Here is a 20133-nt window from a genome sequence, read left to right as displayed (position 1 = left end):
ACTACGGTTTCAGGAATGGTTGGGCTTTCAAATGAAGCACTTAAAAATATTCTTGGCCAGTGATACATGGGGACATATTCAGTAAAGATAGCCACTTCAGCAATTAGGAGTACGCGATGAGCGATGCATGGAAGCTTATAGACAAGCTTGGGAAGATAATTTGCGAAACGGGTCGTTTGACTATTATTTTTGCAACCCTCGGAATCGTGAAAGCACCAAAACTTGGTAGTGGACAATTTGATGATGATTCAAAAAAAAGGCCAACGTTGTTAATTCAAATCGTCGGCTTTGTATTAATGGTGCTTCTTGATAATATCTATTTCTTTGCGGGTGTTGCAGTGTGGATCGCCATATTCATAAGCGCTGTCCTAATTGGTGTTGCCATTTTTGGTCCAATTCCACAGATTCATGAATGGTAAAAAGCATTGAGTAAAAAAATAGACAGGACAGTGTTCGATTGACCCCGCTGACGCACGCTGGCCACAGATCGTAAACAGGTTCTAGTGCTGGGGCGCTTAGGCGATCCATGCCAGTGATACGCTGGCATATCCTCACCCAAGCTGCGGCCCTGGCCTGTCAGGCCGTAGCACGATAGGCGCGGCTTGATATCGCCACCGAATTGCCATCGGGGTCTTTGACATTCGCAAAAGAATACCCGTTGGCCTGATGCGTGCTGCCAAAGACCAGGCCACGTTGCGCACATTGTTCTTTAAAACTCTCGATATCCTTAACGCTAAACATCAGCTTCACACCAACCTGACCAAGCTTAACGGTCCTGGCAGCTTGATGAATCAGGATGCTGGCACCAGCGGCGGGAGAATTAAGTTCGATTAAACCCTCGACCATCTCCCCGGTGGTTTCAAAGTCAAAGAACTTGCGATAAAACTCAGCCGTAGCCGACGGGTTTTTCGCATAAATCAGGATGGTGTTTAAAACGGCTGACATGGTGCTCCCTGTAAAATCTGGTTGAAATTTCGAAGCTCAATCGGAACTAGCAAGAGCCATTTGATGAGCGCTGGACGCAACTGTATCAAGGAAAGCTATTTTTTTCAGGGGTATTTGAAATAAAATTCAAAAAGTACAAAAATGTCCCGCTAAATTGCTGAGTGGTACCCCGCTATTGACTGCTTCGTCCAATGTGTCAGCCTGCGATTTTAGTAAACGTATCTCGCCCCCAGTGATGAAATGAGTTCTAATTATTTGGATTATCAGGATATGAATTTAGATGAGGCAAAGGTTTTAATGCAAGGCTGTGAATCTGTTAATTCGCGCCTTAACGATGTGGCGCTTATTATTGATAGTATTGAAGATCTTGAGATCAAAGGGAAATTGCGCAACGCACTGGGGATGGCAATGGGGGAAATATATATTTCCTTGATGCAGTCGATTGTTGAAAAATTTCCCGAATTGGACCCTGATAAGGAAAGGTAATTGTACCGATGACTCTTCGGGGCCAGCAGGTTGAGCAATGAATCAGGGGCAGATAAATTTTGATCACTGAGGGTATGCAAATTTCTTTAAGAGCGTCCGCGAAAATCTTAGCTATGGAAAAAGTTTTGGTAGCGGCATAGCTAATGCATAAATACATAGTTGCAATTCAGAATTGAGGGGCTATGCTTAGTTCCGCCAGACCTTGCTGGGACAATTTTGCGTAAGCTCTAACATAGAAAATTAAGGCTGCAATAAAATGAAAATAAGAAATTTATTGGTTTGTGTTGCAATCCTCGTCATGTGGTCATCTCAGTGTGTTCAGGCTGGTGAAAACAAAGACTTTAAAACGGTCGAAGCAGAAAAAAAGCTTGAAAATTTGTCGACTATGCTTGCAAGGGATGAAATTGGGAGCATTGAAGTAGTGTGGATGACGCCAACTGCAGTAATGGTTATTCCTATGTCTCCTTCATTATTGGATAGTAATCATGATGTTAAATTAAATATTGAGAAACTATCCTCGAAAAACAAAATGATGCAGGGGTTGATCTCTTCATTGAAAAATACGTCACTTAGAACTTTTGATAATCGCTGGGAAGAAGACATTAGGTGGAGAGTTAAATTCTTTGCGCAAAGTGATGGTCGTACAGTGTTGACGTTGTATTTCTCTGGTGGCTCGTATAAGGGGGATTCGCTTGGTGTTATAGACGATTCAGTGGTATATGTCAAAGGTGGATTATATAAATGGCTGTCGACAACTTTCTCGAACACTTTTGCAAATTTTCATAGATAAATAATTGCTCACTGAATGAGATCGTTAAAAAACTGTGCAAATAATTCTGGCTGATTGCCCGCATCTGGATAATTTATTCTTCAGCTCAACAACTCAATTTGTCACACCTTCATCTATCTGCTTCAAGGCTGAAAAAGGCACTGGTACTTTTGTTGCACCCAGCAACATCTCCCTGCCTTTTGCAGAGACTGTCACCAGGCCAGTACTGCCACCATCACAACTGATCAGGCCATCGGCGCAGGCGTCTTCCCAGATGCACAGGCGCGGGCAGGTGCTGTGCCAGGCGTCCAGCACTTCTGGATAGCTGCGCGGCTGTTGCTGTATCCATTCCAACATTTGCAGGGTCAGGCTGGTGTGGGCGTCGGGCATGATGTATTCCCCCTGAACTGAGTTGAGTGTAGATTCGCTTATATGATGTGCAGCATCCCTGCTGCGGCACCGGCGGCGATCAGGATGACCGGGTTAAGCTTGCTGCGCAAGACGATGATGGCAGTCAGCAGTGTGATCACGTCGGTGCGCCAGCTGGCATTGTCCAACTGGGTGAACAGGCAGGCTGTCGCCAGTAAGAAGCCGATGGAAATCGGCGCAAAGGTATCGCGTACTGCGCCTGTCAGGCGGGTGTTGACGTTTGATGTCTTCAGGCTGATGACAGACAAGGTCAATATGGTAGACGGGACGATGACTGCCAGGGTCGTCAATATGGCACCCGTCCAGCCAGCAATCAGCCAGCCCACCAAGGATATGAACAATAAATTGGGGCCGGGTGCCGCTTGTGCGATGGCATAGGCAGAGGCGAACTGGGTACTGGTGACCCAGTGTTTTTCAGTGACGACAAAATGACTGATGTCAGGTGCCATCATCACCAGGCCGCCGCCGACTGCCATCATCGATAACAGGGCCAGATGCAGGCACAGATCCAGCATGGGGGATTGGTCATCCATTTTTATCTTTCAGAAAATAAGCGGCGACGCTGCCAGGCAGTGCCAGCAAGACAAACACGACAATCAGACGCCATTTGAGCAATACCAGACCCGCAAAGGCCAGGGTCATCAACACTGCCTGTAAGCCAACCTGGCGGTTGCGCATGTTGCTTTTGCCCGGGCTGTCAGTTTCAGCAGTCTTGGCGGTATCAACAGTGTTACCAGTGTTGCCAGTGTTAACAGTGTTACTCGTCTTGCCAGCTTTACCAAACAGTGACATCGCCATCTTGACGGCGGTCGCCAGTACCAGACCTGCTGCCACTGCCGTCATGCCAGTCAGCGCATCTTGTACCATGGCGAGCTTGCCAAAGCGCTGATAGGCAACACCAAGCGCTATCACCAGCAGGAAAGGGGCAATGATCAGGCCAGCCATGGCAGCCAGGGCACCTGGTATGCCCGCATAGCGTTTGCCTATCATCAAGGCAACATTGCAGATCGTTGGGCCGGGCAAGACCTGGCTCAGGGCCAGATAGCGGGCGAACTCTTCTGGACTGAGCCAGCGGTATTGCTCGACGAGGGCGCGGTAGGCAAAGGGCATGACACCACCAAAACCAGTCAGGGCAATTTTTGAAAAGACAAAAAACAGGCGCATTGCTGACAAGCTGGCAGGTTCGGTCACAGCAATGGCGGGCAAGGGCGGATTCAACATAAGGTGCTCTCTTACGGCATGAAAATTTTTTCTATAAGGCTATCTTCGTACTTGCTCAATTAAAAGTACAATGAATTTATTTAGACCATTGATTCATTTTTCTTATGAAAATCGATATCCTCGGAGTACAGGCTTTTGTTGCTATTGCAGACCATGGCAGTTTTAACAAAGCGGCTGATGTGCTGCATGTCACGCAAACGGCTGTGACGCAGCGATTGCGCAATCTGGAAATTTTTCTGGGGGTGACCTTGCTGGAAAGAACCACGCGTTCTATCGCCCTGACCAGGACGGGGCAGGATTTTTTGCCGCAAGCCAGGCGTTTGCTGCAAGAACTGTCGGCAGCATTGACCGAGATACGCGAAACCGGCAAATCCCAGCGCGGTGATGTGTCGATTGCCTGTATACCGACGGCGGGCATACGTTACCTGCCGCAGGTCATTCGTGAATATTCGGCATTGTTCCCCGACAATCGTATCAAGATACTTGATCACGCATCGGTTGGCGTTGCCGAAGCTGTACTGCGGCGCGAAGCCGAGTTTGGCATCAACCTGGCTGGCCCCAATCACCCTGAACTGACCACCACGCCTTTGCTGCAAGACCAATTTGTGCTGGTCTGCCGCGACGACCATGCGCTGGCCAGGCGCAAGAGCATCACCTGGGCACAGTTACAATCACATCCGCTGATTTTTGCCGGACAGGCAAGTGGTAACCGTGCCTTACTCGATGGTTATCTGGGGAGCGAAAGCATGCAAGGTGGCCAAGGTGGGCAAGTTGGACTGAGCCTGCAGATTCATTACGAAGTGCAGCGCAACTCCACCGCCCTGGGTCTGGTCGAGGCCGGTATTGCTGCCGCCATTGTTCCCAATCTTGCCATGTTAAAAGGTACTTATCCCCGTCTGCGGGTGATCAAATTGCAAGACCCGGTCATTTCCAGAACCCTGGTCCTGGTCGCCCGCAAGGCCGCCCGCCTGTCACCAGCGGCACAGCTTTTGTATGACATGATTAAGAATAGTCGGATCGTCAAATAAGGCAATAGTAAGTCCTATTCCTCACAAGCATCGTCGTTCACGTCATAATATGGGCGCTCGACAATTACTCCATTCACTTGACGTAGTACTTTTTTTGCCGACATGATGAAATCCTTCTACGCAAAAACCTTTATCCCTATCTTCATCGCCCTGTCTGTGGCAGCTTGTGCACCAGCGTCGCAAAAAACTGCTGCTGCTGACATAGCAGACAAGCGCGATTACCATCCGGTCATTCTGGTATCAATAGACGGCTTCAAGCCTGATTATCTGCAACGGGGTGTCACACCCACGCTCAATGCGCTGGCTGCCGATGGTGTGCGTGCTGAGGCTATGTATCCTTCTTTTCCCTCGATTACCTTTCCCAATCATTACACCTTGGTGACGGGCTTGCGTCCTGACCACCACGGCATAGTCGGCAATAGCATGGACGACCCCAGCATCTCTGGTGTCAGATTCAAGCTAAGTAAGCATGACGCTGTTGTTGATCGCCGCTGGTGGGATGAGGCGGAGCCGGTCTGGGTCACGGCAGAAAAGAACAAGGTGGCTACCGGTGTCATGTTCTGGCCTGGTTCAGAAGCGGCCATTCATGGTGTGCGTCCATCTGAATACCGCACTTTTGATGATAAGAAAAGTCCGGCTTACAGGGTTGATACCATGCTGGGCTGGCTGGACAAACCAGTCGCCACCCGTCCACAGTTTTTGACGCTGTATTTTGATCAGGTGGATCATGCGGGACATGAATATGGCCCTGATACGGCAGAGGTAACAGAAGCGGTAGCGAGTGCTGATGCAGCTATCACACGCCTGATGGCGGGTTTGCGTGCACGGCATATTGACGCCAATGTTGTGGTTGTGTCCGATCATGGCATGGCGGCGACCAGCGCTGAACGCATGGTGCAACTGGACCAGATCGCCAATCCGTCGCTCTACGACGTGGTGACCTATGGCAGCTATGCAGGCATAGACCCGAAACAAGGGCAAGAAGACGTGGTGGCCAAAGAGCTATTGAAACCGCATGCACATATGCAGTGCTGGAAAAAAGAAAACATACCGGTGCGTTTTCATTACGGACAAAACCCGCGAGTACCGCGTTTTATCTGCCTGGCAGAGGTGGGCTGGTTGATCGTTCCCGATGCCAGTGCCGCTGCCAAGCCCGGCAAGGGATCGCATGGCTACGATAATCTGAGCAAAGAAATGCAGGCACTGTTTATTGCCAACGGCCCCGCCTTTAAAAAGGCCGTGGTGCTGCCAGCATTCGACAACGTTAACGTTTATCCCTTGATCATGAAACTGATCCACGTCCCAGCCTTGCCGTCGGATGGAAAGCTGGAAGCTGTTCAAGGAGCCTTAGCGCCGTAAGTGGATGTTCCACGTCATGCCTGCTAAGGCGATGCATGGGGAATAAGTTCGACTGCGCGCAAGCTGCCCAGGCTGTAGGCATATTGGCGGGTGAATTCTGCGCCCAGCAAAAAGATCTGGGCAGAATAGTACACCCATAGCAGCAGGGCGATGATAGAGCCAGCAGCACCAAAACTGCTGGCGACTCCACTATTGCCGATATATACGCCGATCAGTAATTTACCTACGTAAAACAGGCTTGCCGTGCCCGCCGCACCAACCCAGACATCACCCCATGACAGGCGTACCTGGGGCAGCATCTTGAAGATGACTGCAAACAGCGACGCAATCACCACGAAACCTATGCCCGACGACAAGGGCAGCAATACCAGCGCCACTACCGTGCGGCTGCCTTGCCAGTAATGTTCCAGCGCCGCCAGCAGGGCGCTGACGACCAGAGACACCAGCATCAAAAATGCCAGGACCAGTATCAGTCCAAACGACAGCAGGCGCGTGCGTAAAAATTGCCATAGACTATTGCTGCGGCTGGGTGGCACTTGCCAGATTTCATCCAGGCTTTCTTTCAGTTCGGCAAACACGCTGGTGGCACCGATCAACAGCAGTACACTGGCGACCAGGGTGGCGATACGTCCTTCATCCACATTGTGTGCACCGGCCAGCAATAGCTGTATGGCGGCTGCTCCACTTTGGCCCACCAGACCACGCAACTGATTGAATAATTGCCCCTGGGCGGCTTGTTCGCCATAAAAAAAACCGGCGATGGCCAGCACCAGTATCAAGACGGGTACCATGGAAAACAGCGTATAAAAGGCCAGCGCTGCGCCTTTGCTGGCAGCGCGATGGCGTACCCATTCCAGCACGGCACGACCAATCATGCCAACCAGGGCCACCAGCAGGCCGGGGATGGCCCGCGGTTTAGTCAGCCATGGTCGTAGTACACGATACAGCAGGGTCAAAGGCCTCTGCCGCTGATCAGGCGCAGCAAGATCATGATGATGGCAATCACCAGCAAGACATGGATAAAGCCACCGATGGTGTAGGCAGACACCATACCCAGCAGCCACAAAATGATTAACACAACAGCGATGGTATAAAGCATGATTTTCTTTCTTGAAGTAGGTTAGGTCAACACATCCTGGTAAGCCGGTGAAAAATACCCGACTTGCCGCTTTGACGGTAGGCTTTAGCTTGTAAGAAAAGTCTGTTCTGGTCTGTTAGCTAGCGCACAGATCGCCCCTGTTTTTTCTGCCACGCTTCAATACGGTTGATGATGCAAGCAGCCTGTCAGCATGCCATGCTGAGAGCTGTTTTCCAGTGCCAGGATAGACAGAATATTTGCGCAAAATCGCTCCAGCATGTTTCGGCAGCGACATCCACACAGTGTATTCACGGTTTCTGTGTCGTTGCTGGAGCGGTTTTGCGCAAGTATTTTTCCGGACCAAGCCTTGTTATGGGAAAGTGTCAGAACTCATTTCAGTTTCACGTTATGCGGCAAAAGCATCTCACCCCTATTGATGAAATGAGTTCTAATCATGCTGACAGGTACTACGCCGCCCGGCCAGACGCCAGTGCCGGAAACAGATGGAGTACCGTTGACTGAAACTGCACATAGTGCCAGTGCGACGACACATGTTGATGCTACTGCCAGCAACGCAACTAACCCCACTAACGCCAGCAACAACCAGCCCCCACCAAACTCACCAAACCCACCAAAAGCGCCCATCACGCCATACAGCCGCTGGACTCGCCCCGTCATCATCGCGGCGGTCATTGCTGGCCTGGTCGTGTTTGTGGTCGCTGGTTTTTATATACGCAAACTGGTGATGGCCAGTGCAGACAGCAAGAATCAATGGTTGACAGGTGTCGCCTGGTTTTCAGGTAACGGGTAATCAACTGCAGCAACTCAACCTGTCTGCAGTCGCCACCGGTTTGCCTGCCAGCCTGTTACATCGCCGCCCGGACCTGGCCAGTGCAGAAGCGCAACTGGCCGCCGCCAATGCCAACATCAGTGCCGCCCGTGCTGCCTTGTTCCCCAGCATCAGTCTCGGCTCATCACTAGGCATTGCCAGTGACAGCCTGCATGGCTTGTTGAATGCACCAGTCACTACCTTCAACCTGAGCGCTGGGCTAACGCAAGCCATCTTTGACGGTGGCCGCCTGCACGCCCAGGTCAGTATTGCTGAATCACGCCAACGCGAGTTGTTGCTGGCCTACCGCAAAGCCGTGCTGGCAGCGTTGGCCGATGTGGACAACGCCCTGGCTGCCAGCCACCGCAGCCAGCAGCAGGAAACCCTGTCGCAAGCTTATCTGCAAGAAACAGAACAAGCCCTGCATTTATCAAAAATCCGCTATCGCGCCGGTGCTGATGATTTGCTGGTTTTATTGGATGCCCAGCGTAGCCGTTTTCAGGCGCAAGACCAGTTGACACAACTACGACTGAACAGGTTACAGGCGAAAATTAGCTTGTTTAAAGCCCTGGGTGGAGGATGGCAAGAGGGGCAATCGGGTGTCAGATGACATGATGAATTGAGTACGCTAGCGCACAGATAAAACCGCTGTGCAATGGCAGGCTGCATGTATGAATACTTCATGATAAGTCGCCATGCCACCCAGCCCCACTGTCATACCTGACGTTACCAATAAACCTGCTGAAAGCAGCGCTGTCAACGCCGCTACATCTGCTTTCCACTCCACCCGCCTGCCTGCCCGCATTCAGCAGACGACACCTGGCAACTTACAACTGTCCGGTAGCTGGACCATCTGCCAGTTGGGCAATGTCATGCGTCAACTGGATTCCTTATTGTTGCGCCATTCGGCGGTCATACAACTTGATGGCCAGCAAATTCAAAAGATAGACAGCATTGTAGCCTGGGTCTTGCACACTCGTCTGCAAAAGCTGCGTGACAGTGGCACGCAGATCAGCCTGCAGGGCTGGCCTGATGCCTATCAACATATGCTGGACGGTTTGGGTGATATACCCGCTGCGGCAGTGCCGGTCGTCAACGCCAACAGCTTGCTGGAAAAAATTGGCAAGGTGACAGTGAATGTCTGGCATGACAATCTGGCCTGGCTGAGTTTTGTTGGCACGATTGCTGTCGGCATGCTGGCTTTGTTACGGCATCCTGGCCGCTGGCGTGGCCGCGCCATTTTGCACAATATCCAGATTGCCGGGTTTGATGCTCTGCCCATCGTCGGCATTACCTCGTTTTTACTCGGCATCGTGATTGCCTATCAGGGCGCAGACCAGCTCAAACACTATGGTGCCAATATCTTTGTGGTGGAACTGGTAGGTTACGCCATGCTGCGCGAATTTGCACCGCTGATTACGGCCATCATCATCGCCGGACGTTCCGGTTCTGCTTATGCAGCACAGATAGGCACGATGGTGGTGACGGAAGAAATTGACGCCCTGCAAACCATAGGCATACAACCTGTTGATCTGTTGGTGATCCCCAAGCTGATGGCGTTGATACTGGCCTTGCCGCTGCTGACCCTGTTTGCCGACTTACTGGGCGTGATGGGCGGCATGCTGATGGCCAGCAACCAGCTGGGTGTCAGCCCGCATGAATTCTTGCTGCGCTTTGCGACTGAAATTCCACTCAAGACCTTATTGATCGGCATCGGCAAGTCAGTGGTATTTGCCATGGTGATTGCCACCATAGGTTGTTATCAGGGTTTTCGTACCAAGGGCAATGCCGATAGTGTGGGCCGCCAGACCACGCGCAGTGTGGTGCAGGCGATTTTTATCGTGATCGTGCTGGATGGCGGGTTTTCAGTCATCTTTAATTTACTGGGACTGTAATGACAGCAGCCATGCCCGCGCCCGCACCCTTGCCAGTAAGCGATGACTACGTGATTCAAATGCGCCAGGTCTGTACCCGTTTTGGCGACAAGGTCGTGCATGATGGGTTGGATCTGGATATACGCCGTGGCGAAATTTTTGCTATCGTCGGCGGCAGCGGTTCTGGCAAGTCCACGCTGCTGCGTGAAATGATTTTGTTGCACACACCAGATTCAGGCTCGGTCAGCATTTTGGGCTGTGAACTGGCAGACATCAGCGATGCAGATGCGGCGGCATTGCGTCAGCGTTGTGGTGTGATGTTTCAAAAAGGCGGCCTGTTTGGCACCCTGACCGTCAGCGAAAACATAGGCTTGCCACTGCGTGAACATAGCGATCTGGATGAAGCCAGCATCAACGATATCGCTGCCTGGAAATTATCCTTGAGTGGCTTGAAGCCAGAGTCAGCCGCCTTGTACCCGGCGCAACTCAGCGGTGGCATGTTAAAGCGCGCCGCACTGGCCAGGGCGCTGGCACTGGACCCTGAACTGTTGTTTCTGGACGAACCCACGGCGGGCCTGGACCCGGCCAGTGCTGGTGGTATTGATACACTGGTGCGGCATTTGCATGCCCTGTATCAACCCACCATCGTCATGATTACCCATGACCTGGACTTGTTGTGGCAAGTAACGCACAGGGTAGCGGTGCTGGGTGAAGGCAAGGTATTGGCAGTCGGCTCCATGGAAGAACTGTCGCAGATGCAGCACCCTGTCATCCGCGATTATTTTGATGGGGCACGGGGCAGGGCAGCGCAGGAACAGGCTCAAGCACAAACGCCCGGGCAAACAGAACAGACGACAAAGGACCGCCCATGGAAACCAAAGTAAATTATGCTGCCGTCGGTGCCTTTGTGCTGGCGCTGGGGGCCTTGTTTGTGGCTGCCGTGCTGTGGCTCTCAGTCGGCTTGGGCAGGCGTACGCAGACTGTCTTGTATCAATCGGTGGTGAATGAGTCGGTGGCGGGGCTGAACCTGGATGCACCGGTCAAATACCAGGGCGTGAATGTCGGCAAGGTGCATGCGATCAGCCTGGACCCGGCCAATCCGCAACAGGTGCAACTGGTATTTGCGATTGCTGCCGGTACCCCCATCAAGACAGATACCGAAGCCGTCCTGAAAACCCAGGGACTGACCGGCATCGCCTATGTAGAACTGAGCGGCGGTTCACCCGCTGCACCGCCATTGCAGGCGCTGGGCGGACAAGCCTATCCCCAGATACGCACCAAGCCATCTTTAAGCGCCCGGCTGGAAAATGTCCTGAGTGCCGTACTGGCCAACCTGGACCGCACCGCAGCCAACGTGAATGCTATACTGAACGAAAGCAATCGTGCGGCCTTCAGCAAGATATTGCAGGATACGTCAACCGTGATGGATACACTGGCTTCGCAAAAAGAAACCATGCGTGCAGCCATTGCCAATGCTGCCATCACCACCAATAATACGGCCCAGGCCAGCGCCAAATTGGACGCCTTGTTCCAGCGCGTAGGCAAGAGTGCCGATGCCGTCGCCGCCATGGCCGACAAGGCAGGCAAGGCCAGTGACAGCGCAAAAACTGCCGTGGATCAACTGGGTGGTGGCGTGCGTCAGATCAGCAGTGATACGCTGCCAGAAATACAAAGACTGATGGCAGAACTGACGACCCTGTCGGCATCCCTGACACGCCTGATTGAGCAGACTGAACATAACCCCAGCAGCCTGATCAGGGGGCGGCAGGCAGCTCCGCCAGGGCCAGGAGAATTGAAAGGAACAACGCCATGAAGCGCATCCACTTCGCCAAACTAATGCCTATGCTGGTATTGTTGACCGCTGGCTGTTCTGCCCTGCAACCGGCCAACGTGCCGGTGGCTTCAGTGTACAGGCTGGATGCAGGGCCGGATACCACTGCGGCTGCCAAAGACGGTGCCTCAGGTAAGCTTGCAGGCAATCCACCGGCCAGCATCCTGATAGGCAACATCCGCGCCGCTGCAGGTTTTGACAGCAACCGCATGCTGTTTATGCGCCAGCCGCATCAGATTGAAGAATTCCAGCAAAGCCAATGGCAAAAACCACCCGCAGCCATGCTCATGCCCCTGGTCACCAGCGCACTGGAATCCAGCGGCTTATTCAAGGTGGTGTTGCAGGCACCCAGCGCCATGCAGACTACCTACCGGCTGGACCTTGAAATACGCAGCCTGCAACAAGACTTCACCAGCACCCCCAGCCGCGTCCATTTCGTCCTGCGTGCCCATCTGTCCAACAACCAAACCCAGCAAATCACCGCCTGGCGCGAATTCGAAGTCAACATCGCCACCGCTACCGAAGATGCCTACGGCGGCGTCCTGGCCAGCAACCAGGCCGTTAGCCAGGCGTTGCAGCAACTGGCGGCGTTTTGTGCAGAACAGTTAGGGCCAGGGTCAGAACCAATTAAGTAATCTGAACAAATTCGGACAAGAAAAAAGCAGCCTTGATATGCGGCTGCTTTTTTCGTGACACACACGTACAGATTCGTTACTGGGGCTTATGAAAAATTGTCCCAGCAAGGCTGCGGCGGTTTTGTGTAAGTCCTGGTTACTTGCGACAGCACAGCATACCCACCAGCAAGCCCGCCGCAGCAGCGACACCGATGCTGCTCCAGGGGTTTTCCTTGACATAGGTATCAGTGCAAGTGGCCATCTGTTTGCCAGTAGCCAGCGCCGACGCCTGCACCTCTTGCGCCTTCATCATGGCTGCATCCAGCAACTGCATCCCATGCAACCGCGCCTCCTCGGCTTTTTCGCCAGTCAACGTAGCCGCCGCACTAAACAGCGCTTGGGCATCCTTGAGCAGCACTTTGATATCGTCATTGACGGCTTTGATGTTAGATTCGAGCATGATGGTTTTCCTTTTGGGTTTGTGAGGGAACTACTAAATCTGGGGTTGGTATTGTTGCTGTTGATTTTGTGTTGTAGCCGTTGGTTTTGACGTTGCATTTGACCTTCAACCGCTTGGGACGAAGCCATTTGTGTAATGCAGAAAATGGAAAGAGAAGGGCCGATGTCTGAGCGTAGCGAGTTTCGGACCTTCCCATTTTTTGCATTACATAAATGGGCACTCCCGTAGGGAGCGAGTCTGCGGTCGCCTTTCTTTGATTCCTTTCTTTGGCGAAGCAAAGAAAGGAATTCGGCCGCCGGGCCGAGACCCGGCCTGTACCCACGAAGCGCAATCGCTTTAATCAAGGTACTGCGTGCAACCGGCAAGCCAACCATGTGCAACGCCCAAGCCACTACGCCAACAAATCCCTCATATCATCCGCATGTTCCTCTTCCTTCGTCATAATCCCCACCAACATATGCCGCGTGGTTGGATCACTATCGCCTATCTTTTCCAGCATCTGGCGGTACGACTCAATGGCAACTCTTTCCGCGATCAGATTGGCCGTCAGCATGCCCTTGATATCATCGGCATCATCATATTCGGCATGGCTGCGTGCCATCAGCGTGGCCGGATTGAAATCGGGTTTGCCATTCAATTGCACAATGCGCTCTGCCAGCAGATCTGCATGCGCCTGTTCTTCTACCGCATGCTGTAAAAATTCAGCCTTGATGGGGCCATTGTGCACGCCGGTTGCAGTGTGATAGTGGCGCTTGTAGCGCAATATACAAACCAGTTCAGTCGCCAATGCGCCATTGAGCATATCGATGACATCATTGCGGTTGGCCTGGTAGCCCGCAGTGACGGCACCGTCATCCAGGTTTTTAGCAGCTTCGCGAATGGCAGTTGTATCCAGACCGCTACGCTGGGCCTTGTTAACTTCATGCATAATGTTCTTTCTGTAATCGGTTCAAAAACTAATGCACCCGGCCCATGCTGCACGCGGGCAAAAATGCGCAAAGCCTACGGACGCGACATGACGATCTATAGGACTTACGCAAAATTGTTCCAGCAAGCTTAGCGACGAAAACAGTACCTTTAGTACATGGTCTTGCCAAATGCGGGAGCCGCAATGCAGCTGGGGCGGTTTTGCGTAAGTTCTATGCTACTTGCTGGCCACGGCTTGTACATAACCAGGCAGGGCTTTTTGCGGGCTGGACCGTATCATCATGGCGACTTTGCGGGTGTCTGCCAGTACTTCATTGACGGCCACTTCCAGCGTGTACACTTTTTCTTCGGCGTCGCGCAGAGGCTCAGGTGTTTTGAACAAATGCCTGCTACGTTTTGCTAACGCTTTTTCATATACTTCAAAGGCGAAATGCATTTCGGTATAGTCCATGATATTCCCTCCATAACTAGTTATTGCCTACGGTTGGTATTGATGCTACAGCCGCCACGGTAGGCAGCGTTGGCCGTAATCTCATTCTGTGTTACTTGTATCTATGTTGCCTGAGATAGTTTCAAGCGGCTTCAAGCGGGCTTTCACACGCCTGAATCACATCGTTGTTTAGTTTCTTGGGTTGTAGTACCCATGCACTTCATTAACCCAGGTCTGGTCAGCCATGTCTGGCCATTGGTCACTGTCAAAGCCCGGTGCTTTTTCGAAAATGTCTTTGTCAATATTCAGGACAAAGCGCTTGTTGACAGGGTCCAGGGTCAGTGCAGACCACGGGACGGCAAACAGTTTTTCACCTATACCAAGCAAGCCGCCATGTGCTACCACGGCATAGGCGACACGGCCAGTGCGCATGTCCAGCATGATTTCCTTGATGTCGCCCAGATGTTCGTCTGCCTGGTTGACGACATTGTCGCCAGTCAGAGTTTGTGCCCCCATCAGTTCAGGACCCGGACCCTTGATAGGGCTGGCACTGCCGCCGCCGTTGATGCCATAACCATCCAAATTTCCGTTAATCATTTCAAATCCTTCACGTTGAGTCGAGACTTGAGTATGTCTGGAAATTTTTTATGCTTCGGTTCGATAGCACACATAGAAAGATTATTCTTTGTATCTCCGTGATTTCTGTTTTTGCGGATCATTTTTTTGGGCGCATATACGATGGCCACACTTTGCAAAGACTTTCAACTGACAATTGTCTGAGGGAAATGAATGAACAAATTTGATTGACTTACCATTTTTGTTTATGGTTATATTTATAATTAAATTATAATCGCCTGGATGTCTTAGGCCCGCCTGTGACATCGACTGGAACTTCATCGCGGCACGGCCCGCCTGCTCAGACAGGACATGATTTGTCCGTGCTTTTCTCTCTGCTTTTTTTGCAAAGGAATTCGATATGCACGTGTACCAAAAAAATGACCAGTGGATAGCTGGCGAATATCCCGCCATCCTGGCGATAGGTGATTCGTGGTTCTGGTATCCGGGCAATAATATTCTGCAAGCCCTGATACGCAACAAGTCACTCAGTATTGATTATTCGAATATCCAGGCGCTGGGCAACAATGGCGCCTTGCTGCAGGAATATGTCGGCGCAGGCAAGTACGCCGCCGACTTCGAACATAATCTGACCGCCGATGTCAGAAAATACTATAACGTCTTCATGATCAGCGGTGCCGGTAACGATGCCATCGATTACAAGCTCGCCCTGAAAAAAGACTGCACCAACATCACCGACCCCAAAGCCTGCCTGGACCCGGATGGTATCGATAACCTCTTGCGCAAAGTGGCCACCGCCCTGGGCGGCCTGGTACATGAAATACGTTGGGCATACAAAGATGCCGTCAGGCAGGTCCGCCCCATTTTCATACATGGTTACGATTACCCGACACCAGACGGGCGCGGTTTTGACCCGCTCAACATCCCCATCGCCGGTCCCTGGCTAAAACCTGCCCTGGAGGCGGCCAAGGTAAAAAATGACCCCATCTTTCGTCTGGCCGTCGTGCATGAACTGATAGACCGCTTGAACGCACTCTTCAAAACCTTTGACGACTGGCGCAACGACGTGGTCTACATCGATTCACGCGGCACACTCAGCACCGGTGTCGACTACCAGAACGACTGGGCAAATGAAATGCATCCCACCCCGTCCGGCTTTGACAAAATCGTTGAGCAGCGCTGGATACCGATTTTGCGGCAATGGGGGATAGCGAAGTAAGTGGCGGTGTACGTAAAAGACGGTGCGTCTGGTGCACCGTCTTTTATATCGATATAAGACAGGTCAAAAGTGCATGGCCTGAAGCACACACGTCGTCTTAGTCCGACGGGAGCCGCGAGAACCGGAAATCGCAGTAGCTCGCGCCGCCAGCCAGGGTTTGTGTTCGTTCCAGGCGGATGCCTCGCGCTGCATAGGCGACGAAATCAAGCCCACAAATGTTCGGCAAAATTTCTTTATCTCCATGGCAAGCTGCGAATTTGCAAAAGCCGCATGCTTTGTAGTTGATGCCAAATTCAAAGTTGTCGCCCGGGCCTGGTTCGACGAAATCGTAGACGAAATCTTCCGGGAATTCTTTCTGATGGTTTTGGGTAGTGCTCTTTGTCGCCTGCTCGCGTAGCAAAGCCTGATTTTCTGGCGACATGAATTGACGCCCCGCAGCGAGACGTTCCGCTTCGGGCTCAGCAAGCAATTGCGCCTTGTAGGTTTCTCGTTCGATTTCGCCGATGACGGACAACGGCACCCCGTGTCGCAGCAGCACCCGGCTGATCGCCATAAAACCCAGAAGACGCATGAAGAAATCGCTCATGCGACTTGCCGTACCTCCGACATAGGGCATTTGGGTGAGCACGATATTAAATTCGTCCATCACCTCTTGCCTGATCCCATCCATATTGGACAGCTGCGTGCGCTCGCACAACATCGCTTCGGCAAGCTCAAGCCGATGGCGCATGGCAGCCTCCATCGCACCGCGATGCGACTCGTAAAAAGGATGGATGATCTCAGCCATTGGATACCTCTCTAATACAACTAAGCTATTGCAAACATGCCCGAAGGAGTTGGTATTTTACATCTAACCTGACATTTGAATTGGTGTGACACGCAGGATCTGATCAACCGACACCCTATGTATAGGCGAAAAGCAAATCTAGCTCACAAGATCATTTTTTTATGTGAGGTAATTGACAAAATTGCAAAAATAATCTACAAGGAATACTGATCCGTCTTGCGTGGCAAAAAACTGAATGCAGGCGTTATACAGTTGATTATTGGCCACCTGAACGACACAGCGCACCTGGATAGGGAAAGTCATGCCTGAGCGTATTCATCAAACTCGCAAAAAAGTCGATGGCGACCAGGGTAATTCGCTCGCCCAGCGTCAGCCTGTCGCGAAAACGCAATTGCAGTCGCAGCCGCAGGGTATTCAATTCGCCCAGGAAACTTCAACCGGGAATACTCCGGAATTTGCTGATCAACGCCGCCAGACCAGGCAGCTTAAAGCCTATGGCCACATGATGCAAAACAGTCCGCGTGCTGTGCAGCTACGGGCGATGCAAAACTTGATGAGCAAGCCTGTTTTGCAAAAAGCAGAAGATGAAGAGCCACTGCAAGAAAAATCTGCAAATGAGGGTGCAGCTCAGTTAGTCGCGCAAGCCAATCCTCAACCTGTGCCCAAACCCAACAACACCGGCTTACCCAATCAACTCAAGACAGGCATAGAGTCACTTTCCGGCATGAGCATGGATCATGTCAAGGTCAACTATAACTCTGACAAGCCAGCACAACTGAATGCCCATGCCTACGCGCAGGGCAGCGAGATTCACGTCGCACCAGGGCAAGAACAACATTTGCCACACGAAGCCTGGCATGTGGTGCAGCAGGCGCAGGGGCGGGTCAGGCCGACCATGCAGATGAAGCTGGGTGTGCCAGTGAATGATGACGCCGGGCTGGAAACTGAAGCGGATGTGATGGGGGCGAAGGCGCTGCAGGCGGGTACCGGCATGGGACGGCAGATTTCACAGCGTATGGTGTTGGATGCAAAAGAAGGAATGGGCCTGGCTAACCCGCAGGTTAGCCAGCAGCTGTCTGTGTCAGACAATCCTTCCATGCCGATTCAACGGTATACCACCAATCGAGTTGGCGAAGTCCTGCATGTCTATTTTAATGCACAGCTTTTAGGCAACTTCACATTGAGAACCTGCGGCTTGACATTGAACATGTTGAGTGAAACGCGGATAAGAAATGTAATGACGGATGATGAATCAACTCCGGCGACCCTGGTGGCAGAGTGTTTATTCCGCGATGGAGGAGATCCGATAGTGATGGCACCAGGGATCATTTTCCACTTTGGAAATTTGCTCACCTATGAAAGCGGGAAGTCGCATTTTGTCAATTTGGGGGCGATTAAATATCCTGGAAAGCCGCAAACTGACAATGTTGAATCAGAGATTAATCGATTCATTATTGAAGATTTGGGTAATGTTGACTATGCAAAAAATGTAAAGTCATTGGTACTGTCGAAGATAGAGGAAAAGGAAATAAGTCTGCAAGAAGGAAAGATCGAACTCATTCGGGATATTATTTCACGCTTCATCTTTGAGTCTGAGGATGATGCTGGCCATGTATTTGCCAGCAAATTTGCGAGTTTGCCAATCTTGTCCAGCAAATCCAGATATGGATATTTATTAAACTTGGCTTTAAATTTTGGATGTACCAAGCTTGCTGGGTTATTTCTGGCGACAGGCGTACCTTTGAATACCGTTGAACATGGCGAGTCAGTTTTTGTTTGTGCTGCAAAAAATAGAAAGAATCAAGAAATTGTTCAATTCTTGCTCGGAAATGGCTTTCATCTTAGTGAACTCATTGGCCGGAAAGACATTGCCCCCATTTTTAAAACAATGGCGAGATGTGAAGTGCTTGGCCCAAATATTCAGAATTATGAATCAGTCGTTGCCAGTGTTTTAGAGCGAAGCTGCGTCGACTTTATCAAGATAGATCAAGAAACAACCCCAGATAATTTAAAAAATCAAATTGCTATAGTTCTTGCAGGAAAAATCAATGCTTATAGAATTTTTCTTTCGAAATGTGTCACGGAAGGAAGCGACCTTGTACAAGCGGATATGGAGCAAATCTGTCAATCAATGCTTCCCTTCTTCGAACTGGACGAGCGCTCTGCAATTAAATTCTATGCTCACCTCTACGACGCAAAAGGAATCATAGAGGGTGAAATGGTTAACCTGGAAGGAATGCCTGCCGACCACGCCATACTTCAATATGCGCTTGGCATCATGAGTTCTATCAATAAAAATACTAGTCTCGCATCTGCTTTACTTCCTATGCTCATTCATGTATTGAAAGCGTTGGAAAGGAGCATTGATGTTCGCTTTATCAATACCTGTTTTGGTGATTTTGATACTGTACCTAAAATGATAGGTCACATGTTGCCGCGTATGAGGTCAGAAGTATCGGAAGGGCAGGGGCTATTGATATCTGGCGGATGGGACGCTCCGGAAGGAGAAAGAACGGGCCATAGTTTATATTTGACTGTCCCTAAATCGGCCCCGAAAGCATTGATTCATAACAGAGGTGAGGGAAATAAAAAGCATGCTAAAAGCTACGGAACGATGAACGTTTATCCCTATCTGGTCAATATGGAGGAGCGTGATTTGTTTGCATGGATAAGCAAATTATTGGTGGACGGAATAAAAGGAAATAAAGGAGGCGTACTTGAAAAACTGTATCAGGATGATCCTTTGGAATCTTCCACAAAATTGACACCGCAATCGGGTCAACTCGTTGGAAATTGTAGCGTTGCCAATCTGGAAAATGCTTTATTGGGCCTGCTGGAACTTCAATATCCTGAAGATGGGGTTAAAATTTTCAATTATTTGCAAAAATCGGTGAGGATGTATGCAGAAAGCCAGGTGCCTCAAAAATTATTGATCGCAACATCATCCAGTTCGATTATTACGATAAGTGGATCAGTTAAAGAAGCAAATCTGGAAAAACTCAAAAAGGCTTTTTTTGAGAAAGATGACGGGTTTGAAATCGTAAAACTTGTTGAGTCCGGCGCTGAACCTGTCCTGGCAATATTCAAGGAAAAACAAACCTGGCTGTGTTTGGCTTTATTACTTAAAGCTGACAAATTTGATGCACTCGCTGCTTTAAAAAAAGCGGGCGTACCAGCTAAAGAAATACTCGTTGAAGAAATCAAGACGCTCTTTCCAAGACCGCCTTTGGTTATCATGAACGTACTTGCTTTCTTTTATCCTGATTGATGA

24 protein-coding genes are annotated in these 20133 nt (G+C 50.8%); 13 read left to right on the top strand and 11 right to left on the bottom strand.

All coding sequences use genetic code 11. The features are described 5' to 3' along the window. The first annotated feature begins 116 nt into the window (after positions 1 to 116). Positions 117 to 419 (top strand): hypothetical protein, encoded by a 303-nt coding sequence (locus tag AC1RVX_RS08090; RefSeq protein ID WP_493216056.1) that lies wholly within the window; start codon positions 117 to 119, stop codon positions 417 to 419. Between the two features lie 157 nt (positions 420 to 576). On the opposite strand, the gene AC1RVX_RS08085 is transcribed toward AC1RVX_RS08090, so the two are convergent. Then, positions 577 to 945: a VOC family protein gene (locus AC1RVX_RS08085; protein ID WP_493216055.1), complete on the bottom strand. Its 369-nt coding sequence runs from the start codon at positions 943 to 945 to the stop codon at positions 577 to 579. A 240-nt stretch (positions 946 to 1185) separates the two neighbouring features. On the opposite strand from AC1RVX_RS08085, the gene AC1RVX_RS08080 reads away from it, so the two are divergent. Then, positions 1186 to 1431 (top strand): hypothetical protein, encoded by a 246-nt coding sequence (locus tag AC1RVX_RS08080; RefSeq protein ID WP_493216054.1) that lies wholly within the window; start codon positions 1186 to 1188, stop codon positions 1429 to 1431. Between the two features lie 256 nt (positions 1432 to 1687). Further along, the gene (locus tag AC1RVX_RS08075) at positions 1688 to 2221 is read left to right on the top strand and encodes a hypothetical protein (protein WP_493216053.1); all 534 of its coding nucleotides are present in this window, start codon (positions 1688 to 1690) and stop codon (positions 2219 to 2221) included. 93 nt (positions 2222 to 2314) lie between these two features. Here AC1RVX_RS08075 and AC1RVX_RS08070 read toward each other — a convergent pair whose 3' ends face one another. Genes AC1RVX_RS08070 through AC1RVX_RS08060 form a run of 3 tightly spaced genes read right to left on the bottom strand, consistent with a single transcriptional unit; the run spans position 2315 to position 3850 of the window. Next, positions 2315 to 2590 (bottom strand): hypothetical protein, encoded by a 276-nt coding sequence (locus tag AC1RVX_RS08070; protein WP_493216052.1) that lies wholly within the window; start codon positions 2588 to 2590, stop codon positions 2315 to 2317. Between the two features lie 38 nt (positions 2591 to 2628). Beyond that, positions 2629 to 3162, bottom strand: a complete 534-nt coding sequence (locus AC1RVX_RS08065; protein WP_493216051.1) for a chromate transporter — start codon at positions 3160 to 3162, stop codon at positions 2629 to 2631. Further along, positions 3155 to 3850 (bottom strand): chromate transporter, encoded by a 696-nt coding sequence (locus AC1RVX_RS08060; protein ID WP_493216050.1) that lies wholly within the window; start codon positions 3848 to 3850, stop codon positions 3155 to 3157. The genes AC1RVX_RS08065 and AC1RVX_RS08060 overlap by 8 nt, the downstream gene beginning before the upstream one ends. 104 nt (positions 3851 to 3954) lie before the next feature. On the opposite strand from AC1RVX_RS08060, the gene AC1RVX_RS08055 reads away from it, so the two are divergent. Together AC1RVX_RS08055 and AC1RVX_RS08050 are read left to right on the top strand one after the other, a co-directional pair. After that, complete coding sequence (locus AC1RVX_RS08055) at positions 3955 to 4878, top strand: LysR family transcriptional regulator (protein ID WP_493216049.1); 924 nt, start codon at positions 3955 to 3957, stop codon at positions 4876 to 4878. A gap of 102 nt (positions 4879 to 4980) precedes the next feature. Next, positions 4981 to 6237, top strand: coding sequence for an alkaline phosphatase family protein (locus AC1RVX_RS08050; protein ID WP_493216048.1), 1257 nt, complete (start codon positions 4981 to 4983; stop codon positions 6235 to 6237). Positions 6238 to 6260: 23 nt separating this feature from the next. Here the strand turns inward: AC1RVX_RS08050 and AC1RVX_RS08045 are convergent, their stop codons facing one another. Further along, the gene (locus AC1RVX_RS08045) at positions 6261 to 7112 is read right to left on the bottom strand and encodes a YihY/virulence factor BrkB family protein (protein ID WP_493216236.1); all 852 of its coding nucleotides are present in this window, start codon (positions 7110 to 7112) and stop codon (positions 6261 to 6263) included. Positions 7113 to 7189: 77 nt separating this feature from the next. Next, a complete protein-coding gene (locus AC1RVX_RS08040; RefSeq protein WP_493216047.1) occupies positions 7190 to 7336 on the bottom strand; it encodes a lmo0937 family membrane protein in 147 nt (48 codons plus the stop codon). Positions 7337 to 7769: 433 nt separating this feature from the next. Here AC1RVX_RS08040 and AC1RVX_RS08035 point away from each other — a divergent pair, with 433 nt between their 5' ends. The 6 genes from AC1RVX_RS08035 to AC1RVX_RS08010 all read left to right on the top strand — a co-directional run bounded on the left by AC1RVX_RS08035 (position 7770) and on the right by AC1RVX_RS08010 (position 12484). Further along, a complete protein-coding gene (locus AC1RVX_RS08035) occupies positions 7770 to 8126 on the top strand; it encodes a hypothetical protein (RefSeq protein ID WP_493216046.1) in 357 nt (118 codons plus the stop codon). Next, the gene (locus AC1RVX_RS08030; RefSeq protein WP_493216045.1) at positions 8098 to 8754 is read left to right on the top strand and encodes a TolC family protein; all 657 of its coding nucleotides are present in this window, start codon (positions 8098 to 8100) and stop codon (positions 8752 to 8754) included. Before AC1RVX_RS08035 ends, AC1RVX_RS08030 begins: the two co-directional genes overlap by 29 nt. A gap of 85 nt (positions 8755 to 8839) precedes the next feature. After that, positions 8840 to 10039 carry an MlaE family ABC transporter permease gene (locus AC1RVX_RS08025; RefSeq protein WP_493216044.1) on the top strand — a complete coding sequence of 400 codons (1200 nt, stop codon included), beginning with the start codon at positions 8840 to 8842 and terminating at the stop codon, positions 10037 to 10039. 11 nt (positions 10040 to 10050) lie between these two features. Next, on the top strand, positions 10051 to 10902 hold the full coding sequence (locus AC1RVX_RS08020; RefSeq protein ID WP_493216043.1) for an ABC transporter ATP-binding protein: 852 nt from the start codon (positions 10051 to 10053) through the stop codon (positions 10900 to 10902). Beyond that, the gene (locus AC1RVX_RS08015; RefSeq protein WP_493216042.1) at positions 10887 to 11831 is read left to right on the top strand and encodes an MlaD family protein; all 945 of its coding nucleotides are present in this window, start codon (positions 10887 to 10889) and stop codon (positions 11829 to 11831) included. Before AC1RVX_RS08020 ends, AC1RVX_RS08015 begins: the two co-directional genes overlap by 16 nt. Beyond that, positions 11828 to 12484: an ABC-type transport auxiliary lipoprotein family protein gene (locus tag AC1RVX_RS08010; RefSeq protein ID WP_493216041.1), complete on the top strand. Its 657-nt coding sequence runs from the start codon at positions 11828 to 11830 to the stop codon at positions 12482 to 12484. Before AC1RVX_RS08015 ends, AC1RVX_RS08010 begins: the two co-directional genes overlap by 4 nt. Positions 12485 to 12620: 136 nt before the next feature. Here AC1RVX_RS08010 and AC1RVX_RS08005 read toward each other — a convergent pair whose 3' ends face one another. The 4 genes from AC1RVX_RS08005 to AC1RVX_RS07990 form a co-directional block, all read right to left on the bottom strand. Continuing rightward, a complete protein-coding gene (locus AC1RVX_RS08005; RefSeq protein WP_493216040.1) occupies positions 12621 to 12923 on the bottom strand; it encodes an ElaB/YgaM/YqjD family protein in 303 nt (100 codons plus the stop codon). Between the two features lie 391 nt (positions 12924 to 13314). Then, a complete protein-coding gene (locus AC1RVX_RS08000; RefSeq protein WP_493216039.1) occupies positions 13315 to 13851 on the bottom strand; it encodes a ferritin-like domain-containing protein in 537 nt (178 codons plus the stop codon). A gap of 216 nt (positions 13852 to 14067) precedes the next feature. Continuing rightward, positions 14068 to 14301, bottom strand: a complete 234-nt coding sequence (locus AC1RVX_RS07995) for a hypothetical protein (protein ID WP_493216038.1) — start codon at positions 14299 to 14301, stop codon at positions 14068 to 14070. Between the two features lie 168 nt (positions 14302 to 14469). Further along, entirely contained in the window at positions 14470 to 14877 is a 408-nt protein-coding gene (locus AC1RVX_RS07990; protein WP_493216037.1) for a PRC-barrel domain-containing protein, read from the bottom strand. A gap of 379 nt (positions 14878 to 15256) precedes the next feature. On the opposite strand from AC1RVX_RS07990, the gene AC1RVX_RS07985 reads away from it, so the two are divergent. Continuing rightward, positions 15257 to 16075, top strand: coding sequence for a hypothetical protein (locus AC1RVX_RS07985; RefSeq protein WP_493216036.1), 819 nt, complete (start codon positions 15257 to 15259; stop codon positions 16073 to 16075). Positions 16076 to 16172: 97 nt separating this feature from the next. Here AC1RVX_RS07985 and AC1RVX_RS07980 read toward each other — a convergent pair whose 3' ends face one another. Further along, a complete protein-coding gene (locus AC1RVX_RS07980) occupies positions 16173 to 16862 on the bottom strand; it encodes an L-2-amino-thiazoline-4-carboxylic acid hydrolase (protein WP_493216035.1) in 690 nt (229 codons plus the stop codon). A gap of 301 nt (positions 16863 to 17163) precedes the next feature. Between AC1RVX_RS07980 and AC1RVX_RS07975 the strand changes: the two genes are divergently transcribed. Then, positions 17164 to 20130, top strand: coding sequence for an eCIS core domain-containing protein (locus AC1RVX_RS07975; RefSeq protein WP_493216034.1), 2967 nt, complete (start codon positions 17164 to 17166; stop codon positions 20128 to 20130). Positions 20131 to 20133 lie beyond the last annotated feature (3 nt).

It is taken from the genome of Undibacterium sp. GW821-FHT11B02 (assembly GCF_058808955.1).
Note: the sequence above shows the minus strand (reverse complement) of the source record. Positions and strands in the feature narration are given on the sequence as shown.